Raw genomic sequence first — 15,928 nt, 5'->3', positions numbered from 1 at the left:
ACAAACTAAAACAAAAAAACCGACAATCACTTGTCGGTTTTTTTTAAGTTTTCATTAAAAGAAATTATCCTTTTAACCATGCATTTTTAAGTTTTTCTTTTGAAGCATCAGTCGCTTTAAAGGTTTCTTTTTCTTCGAATGGTACTTTTACAGTTCCTTTTATGGTTTGCTCTGTACCGGCTCGCTTTATTTTAAGAGTGATCGGGTCATTTTCTTTCCAGTTTTCACTTTCGGTAATCAAATCATAAATGTTATCTAAATTGTACGTTTTACCGTTTACAGCAACGATTACGTCACCTGCCTGAAGCTTTAAGTTCGTAAAGAATACATTAAGGTCAACATCTGGTCGCACACTGATTATTTTAGTCGCCGGATCAACACCAATATAAGGAGTTTGTCCTTTGATAAAAATTGCTGCAGGAACTTTTTCAGAAGCTTTGGTTACACCTACTTTTGCTAAATAGAAATCGTAAGGAATTGGCGTTGTCCCCTGAACATATTTAGTCAAAAATTCGCCAACTTCAGGATAAGTAAGCTGTGTAATTTTAGCAAAAAGCTCATCATCATTAAATGGTTTTTCTACTCCATATTCATCAGATAATTTATGCATTAAATCCAGAATTCCTCTTTCTCCGTTGCTTTTTTCTCTAATGATAATATCGATGCACATACCAATTAGAGCTCCTTTTTGGTACACATTTAAGTATTGGTCTTTATATGGCTGCTCTAGTACATTTTTACTCATTACAGTAAACGACATTGTATCATTCAGACCTTTTGCCTGTTCGATTTTATCAGCAATACGAGTATAGAATTCAGCTTCGTTAATTAACCCCTGATTGATTTGGAAAAGATTGGCAAAATATTCCGTTACACCTTCGTACATCCATAAATGCTCAGACATTTTGGGTGCGTTATAATCAAAAAACTGAATCTCTTTTGAGTGCACAGTAAGTGGTGTTACAATATGGAAAAACTCGTGAGAAACGACATCTTTCATCGATTCTACCAATTTTTCTTTTGGCATAGATTCCGGTAAAACAACTGTAGTTGCTGTTGGGTGTTCCAGAGCTCCAAAACCATGGGCATCATCTTTAGCCATACTTGATAAGTACAATATCACAGTATATTTTTTAGTAGCATTTACTTTTCCTAAAAAGTTTTTTTGCGCTGTCATGATGGTTTTCATTTCCGGAGTAATACTTTCGGCAGTAAATTTTCCGGTAGGAGAGTAAACAGCGATCAGAATATCCATTCCGTTTACGTTGAATGTCGTATAATCCGGTTTAGAATACATGATTGGGTTTTCGACTAAAACGGCATAACGTGGTGTTGTAAAAACATCGCTCGTATTGCTTGCGTCTTCATCTGTCATTGAAGTGGCTCCCCAAAGTGTGTCAGGATGCGTGATGGTCACTTTATACGGCACATCCAGTTTATCCTGAAAATAACCTACAAAACCGTGGGTGTTAACCATGAAGTTGATTCCTGCGTTGATGTTGGTTCCGGCTGGCGAAAAAACATCGTCATTACCAAATCCGGTTCCTTTTTCGGTATCAAAGGTATCACCTACTAAGTAGGTAATCTTTTTTAGTGTTTTTGCTTTAGAGATTGACCATGAATTATCGTCAATTCTTTTTACGGTTAAAGCATTTCCTTTAGCATCAAAAGCTTTAAAATCATCAGAATATTTACCGTAGTTATCTGTAGAATAGGTTCCCGGAACTGTTTTTGGGATACTATAAATTACTTCGTCTGTTTTGATTGGCGGAGGGGTAACGGTTACCAAAACTTTATCGTCTTTTACATCAATAAGATTAATATTCACCTCTACGACATTGCTTTTGGCAGCACCTGTTGAGCTCCCTGTTTTACAGCTCCAGAGAGTTACTGTAAGAGCCAGGGTATAAAGTATTTTTTTCATTTGTTTGAGTTTAATTATTCGTATTTGACTTATAAAATGTAAAAAAGTTACATTGAGATTAAAAATATAAAAAAACTCCTGAATTTCAGGAGTTCTGTTTTAGTCTAGTTTATTTTTTATATAATATTTACCATCCAAATCTTCATCAAAATCATCTATTTTAACGGGTTTTGGTTTTGGTTTATTTGCTATAGCCTTCTTTTTCCACATTTCAAATTTTTCAAGTGGCATTTTCTTTTTCATGATTTCCAGAACTTCTTTTTCTGCCAATCCAAATTCCTTTTTTATGATCTCAAATGGATTTTTTTCTTCTAAGGCTAACGAAACAAGTTTTTCGGTTTGTTCCCAATTCAATTCTTTGCGGTTACTCTTTTTCATCACGTGAAAATTAATTCAAAATAGGTGTTAATGATTAATAGATTGATTTTCAATTTAAGTATCAATATTAATAAAAAAAATAATTAGTTGGTTCGATGAGGGAGTTTTTTTTTAATGATTTTAACTGTTTTTTATCGATCTTGATTTTTGAAACGGAATTTGCAATAGATTTTTCAATTTATTGTTTTCTTCCGGCTTCATATGGGTGTCTACTCCGTAAATTAATTCTTCTTTTGGTAAGGTAGTAAAAGTACCAAAAAACCGGTCCCAAACTGAAAAAATGTTTCCGTAATTACTGTCTGTGTATGGTAAAACATAATGATGGTGAACCTTATGCATATTAGGAGAAATGATGAAATAACTTAGGAAAGCATCTAATTTTTCGGGCAAAGAAATATTTGCATGATTGAATTGCGAAAAGATAACAGACAGGCTCTGATATAAGAAAACCATCCACATTGGACTTCCTACTATTAAAACACCCAGAGTCGTGAATAGAAACCGAATCACACTTTCGCCGGGATGATGCCTGTTAGCAGTTGTGGTATCAATCCAGGTATCCGTATGATGAATAATATGAAAACGCCATAAAAATTTTATTTTGTGCTGAATAAAATGTGCTAAATAGGCTCCAATTAGATCTAATAAAAGCAATCCGAGAAGAGTATACAACAAAAGTGGTATTGCAGGTAGCCAGTTTAGTACTCCAAAATGATTTAAGGTTGTCCAGTTTGCGGTTTTAATCAGGATAAAAGCTAAAACAAAATTGACAATGATTGTAGTAAAAGTCAAAAAGAAATTGATTCCAGCGTGCTGCCATTTTTGATATTGCATCCGGAATAGGGGAAAAGCATTCTCAATCAACCAAAAAAGAGTAATACCTCCAACCAGAATTAAACTTCGATGTGTAGACGGAATTGTACTGAAATAGGCTATAATATCATTCATAAAACTAAAAATTAGATTGATAAAATTTTAATCTGTTTTTCGATTAAGAGATTAATCCGGATTATGGGCATATAAAAAAGAGAAAACCGAATATAAATAGATCTGATTTTCTCTTTGATTTTTATTTTATACGGTAAACTTATGCTGCGTCGTGATTTTGCAGTAATGTTTTGTATATAAATCCGGCTACTATAGCGCCTAATATTGGTGCAACCCAAAATAACCAAACTTGAGATAAAGGTTCTCCGCCTGTAAAAATAGCCTGAGATAAAGATCTTGCAGGGTTTACAGAAGTATTAGTAATTGGAATACTGATTAAATGAATTAAAGTTAATGCTAAACCAATTGCGATACCGGCAAATCTTCCGTTTGCAAATTTATCTGTTGCTCCCAAAATTATAATCAGGAAAAAGAAAGTCAGTACAAATTCAGCTATAAAAGCAGCTGCCAGCGAATAACCATCAGGAGAGAATGCGCCGTAACCATTTGAAGCAAAAGCTCCTGCCTGTGTGTTGTCGATTGCATGTCCTGCCTTGCCTGACCAGATGATAAATAATGTGCCTGCGGCAGCTAATGCGCCTACACATTGTGAGATAATGTAAGGTAAAAGATCTTTTGCAGGAAATCTTCCTCCGGCCCATAAACCAAAGGAAACTGCAGGATTAAAATGTCCGCCGGAAATGTGTCCAACGGCATACGCCATAGTTAATACGGTTAAACCAAAAGCTAACGCAACTCCTGCAAATCCAATTCCCAATCCTGGAAATCCAGCAGCAAAAAGTGCGCTGCCACAACCTCCAAAAACTAGCCAATAAGTTCCGAAAAACTCTGCAAATAATTTTTTCATAATAAAATAATTTTAATTAATAGTTGATTGTTAAAGGGTATATTGGTATGCCCAAAAAATCAAAAAGATTTGTAGGGGCAAACGTACAAATAAAATCCACTTCGGCAAACCAAAACCAGCTTTTTTATTTTGATACATGAAGAGATTCGCGGGAAATACAGCAATTAAAAGTGCTATAATTCCCCATGCAGCAAAATGCATAGTAAACGGGATCATTAAGAGTATGCCAAAAAGAATTTCGGCACCTCCGCTTAAAATATTTATTAATTTGGGGTTTGAAAAAAAAGGCGGAATGATTCTGATGTACATTCCGGGATTTCTAAAATGATTTAATCCGGCAATAATATAGAGCACAGCCATTAAATATAAATGCCAGGGTAAATTCATGATATCTGATTGTTTATCACGAATTTATAAAAAAATTAACAATTATTGCATTACAAAGGACTTTTTTTTAATCCTTCTCAAAATAAGTTAATTTTTACGCTTAAAATTTACATTCATAATAATTATGGCAAGAATGATTAAAACGATTCCAACCCATTGAGACAGAATTACTTTTTCATCTAATAATACATAAGCCATCATTACGGAAACAGGCAATTCGAGTGCAGAAACGATACTTCCTAACCCAATTCCGGTTAATGGGAAACCGGCAGTCATTAACATTGGCGGAATAATAGTACCAAACAGTGCTAATATAATACCCCATTTCATGAAAATCTCAAAGTTAAAAGGAGTAACCTGTGTGGCTACTGCAAATGAAAATACAATTATGGCACCACCTAAAAGCATATACAAGCTTCTTTGTGCAGATGAAATTTCAGTAGCGACACTATTTGCCGTAAACATAGTAGTGGTGAAGGAAGCAGCCGCTAAAATACCCCAAACAAGACCACGCCAATCCAGATCTACATCATTATGAATGATATTGGTTGCCAGGACTGTACCAATAAGTACTATAAATACAGCAATAACTTTTTGTTTTGAAGGTAATTTTTTCTCTAAAATCATTTCAAGCAATACACCCATCCAAACAGTTTGCATTAATAAAACGATACCAATAGAAACGGGAATGTATTTTACCGCTAAATAATAGAATAAACTTGTCATCCCTAAAGAAGTTCCGGCAAGCATCAGACTGAAGATATTTTTTTTGGTTGCTTTTACAACTTTTTCTTTATGTTTGATTTTCTGGAAAGCATTGATAATTAGAATACCAATGATTCCTAATATAAATTGAGATGTGGTTACTTCGGCGGTAGTATATCCTTCTGAATAGGCCATTTTTACAAAAGTGGCTAACATTCCGTAAGTCGTAGCTCCAATTGCTACTAAAAATACTCCCTTTAATACGTTGTTTTGTGACATCTGAACTTGTTTTGATTAAAAAATTAAAGCCGGCAAAGGTAAGCTATTTTGTTTAGGATTTAATAGAAAATAAGCAGAAACATTATTATCAATATGGTTTGAGGGGCAATTGATCTTGTAAAATTATGAATTTGACAGTATTACATAAAAAACAAAACCCATCAAAAATATATGTTTTTGATGGGTTTAAAAGAGTATGATATACTTTTTTTATTTTGTAACAGGCTGCTCTTTGTAAGTTTCGATTTCGAAAATCAAAGTTGAGTTTGGTGGAATCACACCTCCGGCACCTTTTTCTCCATAAGCTAAATTTGAAGGAAGAAAGAATATCGCTTTTTCTCCATCTGTCATCATATCTAATGCTTCAATGAAACCAGGGATCATTCCGTCTTTTTTACCTACTGTAAAAGGAAATGCCTGATATCCTTTTTGGGCATCACGATTTGCATCGTATTTGCCATAAGCTTTTGCTACACTTGACATGCTGCTGTCAAAAAGATTTCCATCTTCAAAATATCCAGCATAATGGAAATAGATATTAGAACCTTCAGCTCCTTTTATACCCGTTCCTTTTTTTGTAATAACATATTTTAAACCTGATGCAGTTGTAGTCGCTTTTGCCTTAGTTGCGGCAAAATAAGCAGCTTTTTGTGTTACCACTTTTTGGGATTCTGCTTTTTTAGCGTCTTGTTTTTTTACATCATCAGCTAAAACTTTTACCGCATTAAACTTTTTAGCTGCCTCACCTTTACGGGTGATTGTAATTTTTGTCATAATATCATCCTGAACAATTTTATTTACATTGTCCATTCCGGAAACTACATGACCAAAAATAGTATGTTTTCCGTTTAACCACGGTGTTTCTTTATGCGTGATAAAAAACTGACTTCCGTTTGTAGCAGGACCTGAATTGGCCATAGCCAGAACACCACCTTTTTCAAATTTCAATTCTTCTACAAATTCGTCTTTAAAGGCATATCCGGGACCTCCAGAACCATTTCCGTCGGGATCTCCACCCTGAATCATGAAATCATTGATTACTCTGTGAAATTTTAATCCGTCGTAGAAAGGTTTTCCTTTTAGTCTTTCTACTTTAACATTAGGATTGTTTCCTTCTGCCAGCGAAATAAAGTTAGCCACCGTTACGGGAGTTTTTTCGTATTCTAAAGAAACCACGATATCTCCTTTTGTAGTTGATATAGTAGCAAAAATTCCGTCGTTAGGATCTGTCTTAGGTGCTACTTTTGTTACCGTTTTAGTTGCCGGAGCCTTTGGTTTTGCAACCGGCTTTTTTGTCTGAGCCTGGATGTTTACGACTGCCAGGCAAAATAAAAATAGAAATTTAAACTTCATGTGTTCAGAATTTAAGTCTATGTTAATCTTTTAATATATGAATTATTGTGGTTTTTCTAATAATTGAATTTCGAAAATGATGTTAGCGTTTGGCGGGATAACTCCTCCTGCACCAGTTGCTCCGTAAGCTAAGTGAGCCGGGATAAAAAGAATCGCTTTATCTCCAAATGAAAGTTGTTCTATTCCTTCGATAAATCCCGGAATCATACCGTCTTTGCGACCTGCCTGAAACGGAATTGGCTGATATCCTTTTTGTGCTGCCCTTGCTTCGTCAAGTTTTCCAAAAGCTTTGTTAACTTCTTCTATACTGGAGTCGAATAAAGTTCCGTCTTCTAGGAAACCGGAATAGTTAATGTACAATTGAGTTCCTGCTGCCGGTTTTTTACCTGTTCCTTTTTCTGTAATTAAATATTGTAAACCTGAACTTGTTTTAGTTGTCTTTGGTTTTACAGCGGCAAAGTAATCTACTTTTTCTTTTTGAACTCCGGCGTATTTACCTTTTTCTTTAGCGATTTCTGAAAAGTAATCATGAAATACTTTTGCAGCATCAAATTTTTTGGCCGCTTCTCCATTTCTAATAATGGTTACGGCAACAATGGTATCACCTTGCTTGATTTGATTTACTACTTCTTGTCCTTTTTCTACAACATGACCAAAAATGGTATGTTTACCGTCTAACCACGGAGTTTCAACATGTGTGATAAAAAACTGACTGCTGTTGGTTCCCGGACCGTTATTGGCCATGGCTAAAACACCACCTTTGTCAAATTTTAGATCTGTGATTTCGTCTTTAAATTTATACCCGGTATCTCCAGAACCGGTTCCTTCAGGATCTCCTGTCTGGATCATGAAATCTTCAATTACTCTATGAAATTTTAATCCGTTATAAAAAGGTTTGTTTTTTAGGTAATCCTTGGTTACGAATTCATTTTTACCTTCTGCCAGGGTTACAAAATTGGCAACTGTTACAGGTGCTTTTTTATAATCTAATTCAACAATAACATGTCCTTTATTGGTTTCAATATCGGCATATAAACCATCAGGTAAGTTGCTGTGCTCGTCCTTACAAGAATATAATGAGCTAACGGTAACAGCTAGTAATAATAAAATACTCTTTTTCATTTTTAAAATGTTGTTTTATGGGTTTATTGTATCTTTTTTGGTGGGAGTTACAGCTTTTGGAACTACCGCTTTTGGAGCCGCTGTAGTTTGAGTTTGTCCGGCTACAGGTGCAGGTTTAGCAGTGGGATCAGGTACAAAATTACGAAGCGTAACAGTACAAATTAAGGACTCATTAGGGCCTATTTTTTTGTTGTCTCCATGATATCCGTATGCAATATGCGAAGGAAATAAGAAAGTAACCGTTTCGTTTTTATGCATCATTTTGATACCATCCCGTAATCCCATCATGATATCCTGCTTGTCTACATAATAAGTTTGTGGACCAAGATCAGCTTCAGAGTAAATAATTTTGCCGTTTATGTCTTTTACTTCCAGATTAAAATAAGCAATATCTCCTTTTTTAGGTGTTGCAGGATCTGTTGTATTTTGTTCGTCGTAATAAAACCAGTATCCTTTTCTTGTAGCGTAATATTTTATTTTAGGATTGCTTTTGATAATCTTTTTGATCACGTCCTCTTCATTGGCTACTAATTTTTTATTTCGATCAGCCGATTTTTTCATAAAAGTACCGGAAGCCTGAGAAATAGGTCTTCTTGCTTCTTCGTGTTGTTTACAGCTTACCAATAAAACAGCAAAAAGTAGGGTATAGATGCTTATTTTTAAGTAGTTCATATGGGGTTATATTTTTAGTTTGTTTACTAAATCTTCAAACTTCTTCAAGGTTTCTTCCATTGAAACTTCTGATCTTCCACCGGCAGCATTACTGTGTCCACCACCATTAAAGTGATCTCTTGCAAATTGATTGACGTCAAATCCGCCTTGTGAACGGAAGGATATTTTAATGATTTTCTCGTCTTTATTTTCGATAAAAATAGCGGTAAAAACGATACCTTTTATACTTAATCCGTAATTAACGATGCCTTCAGTATCCCCTTTTACATAATTAAATGAATCTAGTTCAGCCTGAGTAAGCGAAGTATAGGATGTTTTATGCGCTTCCAACACCTTCATATTCTGTAAAGCACGACCTAATAACTGCAAACGGCTATAAGAACTGTTATCGTATAATAAAATTGGAATTTGAGTATTCTCCACTCCCAAATCAATTAAATCGGCAATGATTCTGTGTGTGTTTCCTGTTGTTCCCGGAAAACGAAATGAACCTGAATCAGTCAATATCCCGGTATAAAGGCAGGTTGCGATCGTTTTGTCGATCTCTTCTTTTTTTCCTAAGAAAGAAATGAAGTTATACACCATTTCGCAAGTGGATCCAAATGAAGTATCAGAGTACGTGTAAGCAGCATAATCGTCCGGTTTTTGATGATGATCAATCATGATAAAGGGAGCCGTTAGCTTTGCTAAAGTATGTTCCATTTCGCCTGTGCGATGAAAAGCATTAAAGTCGAGTGTAAAAATCAACTCTGCTTCTTCTAATATTTTGGTGCAGTTTTCAGTATCTTTTTCAAAGATTTTAACCGTTTCAGAACCTGGTAACCAGGCTAAAAAATCCGGAAAATCATTTGGTGCAATTACAGTTGCCTGATGATTATTTTTTAATAAAAAATGGTATAAACCTAAGGTTGAACCCATAGCATCACCGTCAGGACCTCTATGCGGAATTATGGCGATTTTCTTTGGGGTTGCGAGTAACAATTGTATCGCTTGAATATCTTGTATTTTCATAGTGTGCGAATTTACATTTTTTTAATGTAATGTTGAAATCATTTTACAGATTAACACACTTTTATGCTGGTGGTGATTTGTAAGAGCTAAAATGTGAAATATAAAATGTGAAATGTAAAATGTAAAATATAAAATGTAAAATGTGAAATGTGAAATGTAAAATGTGAATTGTAAATGGTAGGTTTGGAATTGGGAATTACTTTTGGAATTGGGAATTACTTTTGGAATTGGGAATTACTTTTGGAATTAAATTAATACGCCGATGAAACGTATTCGCTAAAGCGAAAACGTGGATTTGCAGGGATTTTTTTTATTTTTAAAAAATCTTGTTTAGTATTGGAATTTATTCTTGGAATTTTTAAAGTTTTTAGATTTTAAAAATTTGAATTTAATCTCTGATACAACTTATATTTTGCGCCTTTTACAATTTGCGATTTGTAAATTCCCATGGGACCTGAAGAAAAGTAAGCGATTGTACAAGCAATCGCAATGAAAATTCCGGGTTGCATTCCAAAAAGTTCTATTCCCATAATCGTGCAGGCGATAGGGGTGTGGGTCGCGCCGGAAAAGACGGCGACAAATCCTAAACCGGCTAAAAATGCTATCGGTAGCGGAATAATCAATGATAAGGCACTTCCTAAAGTGGCGCCTACAAAAAATAACGGAGTTACTTCTCCACCTTTAAAACCTGCTCCTAAAGTAAAACCGGTGAACAAAATCTTTAGTAAGAAATCGTACCATGGATTGGCATTCGAAAAAGAATCTACAATTACAGGAACGCCTAATCCGGAAAATTTGGTCAAACCAAAACCTGCAATAGCAATCGCAAGAACAATTCCCCCAATAAAAGGACGTAAAGGCGGATATTTTATGTTTGAAAAAAGAGAACCCCAAAAATGAGTAGTTCTCGAGAATAATAAAGCGGCAAAACCTGATAAAGTACCAAGGATAATAACGTAAATTAAAGTTGTAAAACTAATTGCAGGAACAACGGGAATGCTGTAATGCGTGTGTTTTACCTGCCAAAATTCTACCGTAAAGTAAGCTGCGTAAGCGACCAAAAAAGATAGGATAATACTTTTGAAATTAATTTTACTGAAATACAAAACTTCCAATGCAAAAATGGCACCTGCCAAAGGAGTTCCAAAAACCGATGCAAAACCGGCACTGATTCCCAGAATAATCAGAATTTTTCTTTCAGCATTATCTAGATTAAAAAGATTTTTAAATTGGTCGGCAATTGCGCCTCCCATTTGTACAGCCGTGCCTTCACGACCGGCAGAACCTCCAAATAAATGAGTAAGTAGAGTTCCTAAAAGTACCAAAGGAGCCATTTTAAACGGAATAACTTTCTTCGGGTTTTCGTATTCTTCGAGCAACAAATTATTGCCTTTTACAACAGATTCTCCCCAGTAATAATAACTCAACCCTACTAATAATCCTCCAAAAGGCAATAACCAGATGATCCAGTCGTGTTGAATTCTAAATTGTGTAACCCATTCTAAAGCAACTAGAAAAAATGCCGATGCAGATCCGGAAAAGATGCCTGTTAAAAGACAAATGAAGATCCATTTGAAGATTAAGAGAAGTATTTTTTTTAGTTTTCGAGAGGTCATTAATTATGAAAAGTTTTTTGCCACGAATTACACTAATTTTTACGAATTAATAGCTTTTTAACTGGAAAAAATAAAAAAGAAATCATGTTAAATATTTTTAATCTGTGGCAAAAAACATTAGTGAAAATTAGTGTAATTCGTGGCAAATTTATTATTGTACTACAGCCGTAAATTCAATTTCGATTAAATATTCAGGTGCGACTAATTTACTAATTTCATAAAATCCGGTTGTAGGCTTTACATCTTTAAAGAATGAAGCGTGAGCTCTTGCTACTTCTTCAAAAGTAGAAATATCAGTGGTAAAAATTCGGGTTCTGATGACATCTTTCATTCCAACATTCAAATCTTCCAAAACTTTTTCCACACGTTCCAGAATGTTATAGGTTTGAGCGTAAGCATCGTCGGCTTTTACTTTTTCACCGTCAACAATCGCTACAGTTCCTGAAACTTCAATAATATTGCCAATTCTTACTGCACGACAATATCCCATTTTGTCTTCCCAAGGTGATCCTGTTAAGATGTTTTCTCTTTTCATTTCTTCTGTTTTATAGAATTTGTTTAAGACAAATTCAGGTTAGTTAATTTCGCTGCAATTTATAAAATATGCAGATGGGAAAAGGTGTTATTGAGTTGAAATCATTTTGTAAAATGACTCTTTTTTGTGATATTTTGAATAGCTGATTTTATTTTTGCCACAAATTAAAATGATTTTAAGGATTATCTATTTGTATGAAATTGTTGCCACGAATTACACTAATTTCCACTAATTTAATTAGCGTTGGTCATGAAATTGATTTCTGCGAAGCTGAATTTGTAACAATTTAATTCAGGTAATTCGTGAAATTAGTGACAGAAAAAATATACTTCAAATCAATCATTTTAATCTGTGGCAAAAAAACACCTTCCTTATTCAATTTGATATTGTTCGTATAAGCGAAGTTTGTTTTGAGTAGCTGTAAGGCTTTGTTGCAACACTTCGATTTTGTTTAATAAGTTGGCGATGGCATCAATACCTTCTAAATTGATTTTCAGATCATAATGCAGACGAATCATTTTTTCAACGGCAGGCAATTGTTCCGGTTGTAAGTATTCATCTTCTTCCAGAATAATAATTTCTACCAAACCATAATTGTGTAACTCTGTGATAAAGGTATTTTCAATTTCGTGATACAAACAAAACTGTTTTATTTGAATTAAGTTTTTACTATTCATGACTTCTTAATTTAGCTAATTCCTGGAATAATTCTTTTTCTTTTGCTGATAATTTTGTTGGGATTTTTAAGGTATACGTAATGTATAAATCTCCAAATTGATTTTCTTTTTTATAGACCGGAAATCCTTTTCCTTTCAGTTTTACTTTAGTTCCGGGTTGAGTTTCAGCAGGAACTTTGACTTTTACTTTTCCATCAAAGGTATTCACTAAAATTTCTCCCCCTAAAATTGCAGTGTACAAATCCAGATCAACATCAGCGTATAAATTATTGCCTTCTCTTTTAAAATCGGAATTGTTTTCAATTGTAAAAGTAATGTACAAGTCGCCATTAGGTCCGCCGTTTGCACCGGGTGCACCGTGATTCGGGATTTTTATAATTTGTCCGTTTTCGACACCGGCAGGAATTGTAATTCGGATATTTTTGCCATTTACAGTCAGGTTCTGTTTGTGCGTGGTGTATGCTGAGACTAAGTCTAGTTGTAACTCGGCATTAAAATCCTGTCCTCTGTATTTGGCCTGACCTCTTGAACTTCTTCCTGCGGAGCCATACATAGAATTGAAGAAATCAGAAAAATCACCTCCGGAGAAATCCCCTCCAAAATCAGAATAACTCTGATTGCCACCTTGCTGTTGTCTTGAATATTGCTGTTGGTTAGGATCGTAGCCTGCTTTTTCGAACTCATCAGCATGTTTCCAGTCTTTTCCGTATTTATCGTATTTTTTACGATTTTCAGGATTACTTAAAACTTCATTCGCTTCATTTATTTCCTTGAATTTTTTCTCCGCTTCTTTATCGTTTGGATTCAAATCAGGATGATATTTGCGGGCTAGTTTTCGATATGCTTTTTTGATCTCAGCTTCTGTAGCTGATTTCGTGATTCCTAATGCTTTATAATAGTCAATGTAGTCCATTTGCTTGTGTTTTTAATAAAGGTAAATTAAAATATTGAAGTTAGGAATAAGTTGCTAATTATCAAAATGATGAAGTGTTTTTAAGATAAGAAAAGTGAAAAATGATGTAGGTTAGCTTGGAATTTGGGATTTATTGCTTGAAATTTATTTTTAACTGAATAATTATTTTCTGGCAGGTTTTTTGATTCCAAAAATTTGCCTAATATATTGTTATAATAGTCTTAAAGTTGTAGTGCCAAACTAAATTATGCTATTTTTGTGATGCTATACCTTGATTTTATAAAAATTATAAAAGCCGATTCGATAATACTTTTTCAATGAAGCATATTTTATTTTTCATATTATTTTTTACAGCTGTATCCGTATCAGCCCAAACTGAATTTAGTACTAAATTCAAGAGTATTCCGGCACCTAAGTTTGGTGCAAAACCCAAAAAGACACCATTGCCTGAAGTAAAAGACCCTCAGGCGTATAATATGGACATGCCGAGTATTAAAACGCCTAATGTTTTTGATCATACCAGTATTACACCCAAATCTCAATTGCAGGTAGGAGCTGAGAAAAGTAAATTTACCATGTCTACAGAAAGCGAATTTGCCAATCCGGGAGATCGTTTTGTGCCTAAAATGGAGAAAGATCTGGACAAAGCACTTAAAGATGCCGGGCTAAAAGAAGGTCGTGGACAGTTGGTGAGGCGTAATATTTCGTTAGGGGATTTTAGAACAAAATCGAAATACTTTATTGTAAAACTCAGGGATTTTGGTGCCATCGATGGCGATTTGGTAAAAGTATCGTCTAATGATAAAGTGATTAAAGACCAGATATTTTTAGAAGCCAATTTTAAAGATGTTAAAATTATGCTGGATAATGGCTTTAATAAATTAGATTTTGAAGCTTTGAATATTGGTGCATTGGGAGGCAATACTGCTGAAATCCAGGTCTATGATGATAAAGGACAATTAGTGACCAATGATTATTGGGACAATCTTGCAGCAGGTTTTAAAGCTTCTATAGTAGTTACTAAAGAAGAATAAAACACCCAATTACTTGGTTGTGCATAAAAAAGTAACCCATAGAAACATCACTTTTATATAAATGTTTCTATGGGTTTAAATTATCTTTTCTTTCCTGTTTATTACTTACTCTTTTGCAATAACAAGTTTTCTTTGCCCTTCACCGGTTTCCTTTAGCATAAAGCTTATCACAATAGCAATCGAGATTCCTATAATCCAAAATAAACCCGCTTGCTGAAAATGAAGCGTTTTATCCAGACTACTTGCAAGGGTTTTACCAAATAAATGACTGAATAAGGGACTTAAAAGTGTTGTCACTCCAAAAGTTATAAAATTAATAGCTCCTGTGGCACTTCCTTTTACATGATCAGGATTCGCTTCTTTAATTATAGAATAGGGAATCATGGCAGCTCCCGATCCAACACCCAATAAAAACATACTAATTTTCGTAGGAAGCAGATCTGGAAAGTATAATAGCTGAACTAAGCTTAAAATCATAAATAACGCACCAAATATTAAAACTGGTTTTCGTCTATTGATTTTATCTGTGATATATCCTAATAAAGGACATCCGAATACCCAGCCAAATGCCACCATTGCGCTCGAAATTGTGGCAGTATGAAAGTCTAAAGAACGGTCTTTCTGAAAAAAGTCCACCGCCCATGTCATGGCAAATATAGTAGTAGGTGCAAATAATAAACCTGAAACGATACCACACAACCAGGATTGCGGATTGCTAAAAACAATTTTATAAGGGCTTAATAAACCCTGTTTCTTTTGATCAGGTTCTGTCTTTTGCTCTATTTTGTTAGCGGGAGTTATGAACCAAAGTCCAAAAGCCACGACAATCGTAAAAATACCAATCGATAACCAGAAGAGAGAAATGTCCATTCCCTTCTCAATCAAAGGGCCCACAACAAATTGTCCTGCTGAGCCTCCCAGCATTCCTAAACATTGGGTAAATCCAATTGCTGTTGCCAGTGACTTTGCAGAGAATCCTTTGCTGGCGAGATATACACAACCGGGAAATGCAAAAGCGCAACCTGCACCCTGAAATAATCTCCCGACAACTCCCGTAAACTGACTGGAAACCATAAACAACAAACAGCCTGTTCCTAAAATAAGCGCCCCGGCAAAAAGCGAGTATTTAGCGCCAAATCGATCCAAAGCAATTCCGGCAATTAAACTACAGGTAGAATAGGTGTAATAATAGGTTCCGATAATAGTTACCAGTCTTATCTCGCTGACGGAAAAACTATGAGAAAGCTCCGGAAGCATTACAGCCGGAGCAGAACGTATTACATAATCTAAAAAATAGAAAATCAAACCAAATACCCATGCAATGACGTAATATTTGGTATATGATTTAGTAGTATTGATATCCATAAAGGTTATTTTTAATTTAAGGTAGATGTTACCGTGTTTTGGTAAGAATCAATTTTGAACACGAATTTCACAAATTTCCACCATCTTAATATTTAGATTTTGTCTGTAGGTTAATTTCACTAAGAATTAGTTGGAATTAGTGAAATTCGTGTTTGTAAGGGT

General features: G+C 34.7%; 16 protein-coding genes. 1 reads left to right on the top strand and 15 read right to left on the bottom strand.

Annotation, left to right across the window (positions count from 1 at the left end; all coding sequences use genetic code 11):
* Positions 1 to 64 precede the first annotated feature (64 nt).
* From ACQY44_RS17510 to ACQY44_RS17445, 14 genes are all read right to left on the bottom strand, one after another.
* The gene (locus tag ACQY44_RS17510) at positions 65 to 1,924 is read right to left on the bottom strand and encodes a peptidase M61 (RefSeq protein WP_428231588.1); all 1,860 of its coding nucleotides are present in this window, start codon (positions 1,922 to 1,924) and stop codon (positions 65 to 67) included.
* A gap of 99 nt (positions 1,925 to 2,023) precedes the next feature.
* Positions 2,024 to 2,302, bottom strand: a complete 279-nt coding sequence (locus ACQY44_RS17505; protein ID WP_055098339.1) for a DUF2805 domain-containing protein — start codon at positions 2,300 to 2,302, stop codon at positions 2,024 to 2,026.
* Between the two features lie 120 nt (positions 2,303 to 2,422).
* The gene (locus tag ACQY44_RS17500; RefSeq protein ID WP_428231587.1) at positions 2,423 to 3,250 is read right to left on the bottom strand and encodes a sterol desaturase family protein; all 828 of its coding nucleotides are present in this window, start codon (positions 3,248 to 3,250) and stop codon (positions 2,423 to 2,425) included.
* A 139-nt stretch (positions 3,251 to 3,389) separates the two neighbouring features.
* Positions 3,390 to 4,097, bottom strand: coding sequence for an aquaporin Z (gene aqpZ, locus ACQY44_RS17495; protein WP_428231586.1), 708 nt, complete (start codon positions 4,095 to 4,097; stop codon positions 3,390 to 3,392).
* A 30-nt stretch (positions 4,098 to 4,127) separates the two neighbouring features.
* Complete coding sequence (locus ACQY44_RS17490; RefSeq protein WP_428231585.1) at positions 4,128 to 4,484, bottom strand: DoxX family protein; 357 nt, start codon at positions 4,482 to 4,484, stop codon at positions 4,128 to 4,130.
* Positions 4,485 to 4,571: 87 nt separating this feature from the next.
* On the bottom strand, positions 4,572 to 5,468 hold the full coding sequence (locus ACQY44_RS17485) for an EamA family transporter (protein ID WP_428231584.1): 897 nt from the start codon (positions 5,466 to 5,468) through the stop codon (positions 4,572 to 4,574).
* Positions 5,469 to 5,678: 210 nt separating this feature from the next.
* Positions 5,679 to 6,821 (bottom strand): peptidylprolyl isomerase, encoded by a 1,143-nt coding sequence (locus ACQY44_RS17480; RefSeq protein WP_428231583.1) that lies wholly within the window; start codon positions 6,819 to 6,821, stop codon positions 5,679 to 5,681.
* Between the two features lie 42 nt (positions 6,822 to 6,863).
* Complete coding sequence (locus ACQY44_RS17475; RefSeq protein ID WP_428231582.1) at positions 6,864 to 7,943, bottom strand: peptidylprolyl isomerase; 1,080 nt, start codon at positions 7,941 to 7,943, stop codon at positions 6,864 to 6,866.
* 15 nt (positions 7,944 to 7,958) lie between these two features.
* On the bottom strand, positions 7,959 to 8,615 hold the full coding sequence (gene gldI, locus ACQY44_RS17470; RefSeq protein ID WP_428231581.1) for a gliding motility-associated peptidyl-prolyl isomerase GldI: 657 nt from the start codon (positions 8,613 to 8,615) through the stop codon (positions 7,959 to 7,961).
* Positions 8,616 to 8,621: 6 nt separating this feature from the next.
* Positions 8,622 to 9,626 carry a DHH family phosphoesterase gene (locus ACQY44_RS17465; RefSeq protein ID WP_428231580.1) on the bottom strand — a complete coding sequence of 335 codons (1,005 nt, stop codon included), beginning with the start codon at positions 9,624 to 9,626 and terminating at the stop codon, positions 8,622 to 8,624.
* A 374-nt stretch (positions 9,627 to 10,000) separates the two neighbouring features.
* A complete protein-coding gene (locus tag ACQY44_RS17460) occupies positions 10,001 to 11,242 on the bottom strand; it encodes a voltage-gated chloride channel family protein (protein WP_428231579.1) in 1,242 nt (413 codons plus the stop codon).
* 151 nt (positions 11,243 to 11,393) lie between these two features.
* Positions 11,394 to 11,777: a RidA family protein gene (locus ACQY44_RS17455; RefSeq protein ID WP_428231578.1), complete on the bottom strand. Its 384-nt coding sequence runs from the start codon at positions 11,775 to 11,777 to the stop codon at positions 11,394 to 11,396.
* A gap of 371 nt (positions 11,778 to 12,148) precedes the next feature.
* Positions 12,149 to 12,454: a chaperone modulator CbpM gene (locus ACQY44_RS17450; protein ID WP_428231577.1), complete on the bottom strand. Its 306-nt coding sequence runs from the start codon at positions 12,452 to 12,454 to the stop codon at positions 12,149 to 12,151.
* The gene (locus ACQY44_RS17445; protein ID WP_428231576.1) at positions 12,447 to 13,367 is read right to left on the bottom strand and encodes a DnaJ C-terminal domain-containing protein; all 921 of its coding nucleotides are present in this window, start codon (positions 13,365 to 13,367) and stop codon (positions 12,447 to 12,449) included. The genes ACQY44_RS17450 and ACQY44_RS17445 overlap by 8 nt, the downstream gene beginning before the upstream one ends.
* Before the next feature lie 317 nt (positions 13,368 to 13,684).
* Between ACQY44_RS17445 and ACQY44_RS17440 the strand changes: the two genes are divergently transcribed.
* A complete protein-coding gene (locus ACQY44_RS17440; protein ID WP_428231575.1) occupies positions 13,685 to 14,401 on the top strand; it encodes a hypothetical protein in 717 nt (238 codons plus the stop codon).
* Between the two features lie 105 nt (positions 14,402 to 14,506).
* On the opposite strand, the gene ACQY44_RS17435 is transcribed toward ACQY44_RS17440, so the two are convergent.
* Entirely contained in the window at positions 14,507 to 15,766 is a 1,260-nt protein-coding gene (locus tag ACQY44_RS17435; protein WP_428231574.1) for an MFS transporter, read from the bottom strand.
* Positions 15,767 to 15,928: the final 162 nt, after the last annotated feature.

This window comes from Flavobacterium sp., from assembly GCF_965277525.1.
GTDB lineage: Bacteria > Bacteroidota > Bacteroidia > Flavobacteriales > Flavobacteriaceae > Flavobacterium.
The sequence above is the reverse complement of the archived record's forward strand: the minus strand, read 5'-3'. Positions and strand labels throughout refer to the sequence as shown.

What these genes read in the sequence shown, in the direction of transcription:
- ACQY44_RS17440 (WP_428231575.1), top strand. Translation starts at nt 13,685, where the DNA reads ATGAAGCATATTTTATTTTTCATATTATTTTTTACAGCTGTATCCGTA.
- ACQY44_RS17480 (WP_428231583.1), bottom strand. Translation starts at nt 6,821, where the DNA reads ATGAAGTTTAAATTTCTATTTTTATTTTGCCTGGCAGTCGTAAACATC.
- ACQY44_RS17465 (WP_428231580.1), bottom strand. Translation starts at nt 9,626, where the DNA reads ATGAAAATACAAGATATTCAAGCGATACAATTGTTACTCGCAACCCCA.
- ACQY44_RS17435 (WP_428231574.1), bottom strand. Translation starts at nt 15,766, where the DNA reads ATGGATATCAATACTACTAAATCATATACCAAATATTACGTCATTGCA.
- ACQY44_RS17455 (WP_428231578.1), bottom strand. Translation starts at nt 11,777, where the DNA reads ATGAAAAGAGAAAACATCTTAACAGGATCACCTTGGGAAGACAAAATG.
- ACQY44_RS17460 (WP_428231579.1), bottom strand. Translation starts at nt 11,242, where the DNA reads ATGACCTCTCGAAAACTAAAAAAAATACTTCTCTTAATCTTCAAATGG.
- ACQY44_RS17505 (WP_055098339.1), bottom strand. Translation starts at nt 2,302, where the DNA reads ATGAAAAAGAGTAACCGCAAAGAATTGAATTGGGAACAAACCGAAAAA.
- gldI (WP_428231581.1), bottom strand. Translation starts at nt 8,615, where the DNA reads ATGAACTACTTAAAAATAAGCATCTATACCCTACTTTTTGCTGTTTTA.
- ACQY44_RS17475 (WP_428231582.1), bottom strand. Translation starts at nt 7,943, where the DNA reads ATGAAAAAGAGTATTTTATTATTACTAGCTGTTACCGTTAGCTCATTA.
- ACQY44_RS17510 (WP_428231588.1), bottom strand. Translation starts at nt 1,924, where the DNA reads ATGAAAAAAATACTTTATACCCTGGCTCTTACAGTAACTCTCTGGAGC.
- ACQY44_RS17450 (WP_428231577.1), bottom strand. Translation starts at nt 12,454, where the DNA reads ATGAATAGTAAAAACTTAATTCAAATAAAACAGTTTTGTTTGTATCAC.
- ACQY44_RS17485 (WP_428231584.1), bottom strand. Translation starts at nt 5,468, where the DNA reads ATGTCACAAAACAACGTATTAAAGGGAGTATTTTTAGTAGCAATTGGA.
- aqpZ (WP_428231586.1), bottom strand. Translation starts at nt 4,097, where the DNA reads ATGAAAAAATTATTTGCAGAGTTTTTCGGAACTTATTGGCTAGTTTTT.
- ACQY44_RS17490 (WP_428231585.1), bottom strand. Translation starts at nt 4,484, where the DNA reads ATGAATTTACCCTGGCATTTATATTTAATGGCTGTGCTCTATATTATT.
- ACQY44_RS17445 (WP_428231576.1), bottom strand. Translation starts at nt 13,367, where the DNA reads ATGGACTACATTGACTATTATAAAGCATTAGGAATCACGAAATCAGCT.
- ACQY44_RS17500 (WP_428231587.1), bottom strand. Translation starts at nt 3,250, where the DNA reads ATGAATGATATTATAGCCTATTTCAGTACAATTCCGTCTACACATCGA.